Origin of the sequence: Bartonella sp. AA2SXKL, from assembly GCF_042197205.1 — a bacterium.
In the GTDB taxonomy this organism is placed as follows: Bacteria; Pseudomonadota; Alphaproteobacteria; order Rhizobiales; family Rhizobiaceae; genus Bartonella.
The window spans coordinates 1-734 of record NZ_JBHIRN010000135.1 but is presented as its reverse complement, the minus strand read 5'-3'; the positions used below and the strand labels follow the sequence as shown (position 1 = coordinate 734).

The window sequence follows — 734 nt, the reverse complement described above, 5'->3', positions numbered from 1 at the left end:
CTTTTTGAAAGGATGGAAACAGAAGGTATTTTTGAGTTTAGCATATCATATGGGGGAAAGGGGAGTTTTAGTGTCTTCAGAAATTTGATGGTGGATTGATTATTTGGGGGTAGTGACTCAAAAGATTGTAAAGAAGAATGCGGATGTTTTTTTGATTCCTTCTGTAGCAGATGATTTCTAAATCTATTGCGGTTACTCTTCGTGGTTATCTCTTACATTCAACGTCGTTTAGGCATTGACTATAACCTTCCTTTACTTCTTGAAAGGATGGAAGCAGAAAGTGTTCTTGCGTTCTGCAGTTCATACAGGGAAAAGGAAAACTTTGATACCTATCGAAGAAGAACACTTTTGAAATAAAAATCTTTTGATTGTTTTTTCAAATAATATCTTTCTCATTTAAAAGAGGATATTTATTCATTATTCGCTGCTTGATTATATTGTAAGGTAACTATCTAGTGTTTGGGAGCATTTTCTATGAAAACTTTTTTTTTACTACGGAGGAGAATATTTGCGTTTGTGGGAATTCTTATCTTTAGTTGCTTAACTTTTCCGGCTTTTTCACAATCATCCAATAAAGTGGCGCGGGCGCAGAAAATTGCCAATCACTTTGCAGCGATTAAAACAATGACAGGTGATTTTATTCAATTTAGTCCAAAAGGAAAAATGTCTCAGGGAACATTTTATTTAGAGCGTCCAGGGGGAATTCGTTTTATTTATAAAAAAATACCCTTACA

General features: G+C 34.2%; 1 protein-coding gene. It reads left to right on the top strand.

The features are described 5' to 3' along the window. Positions 1–474 precede the first annotated feature (474 nt). On the top strand, positions 475–734 hold a 260-nt coding region (locus tag ACFINS_RS10270; protein ID WP_375706210.1), incomplete at its 3' end, for an outer membrane lipoprotein carrier protein LolA.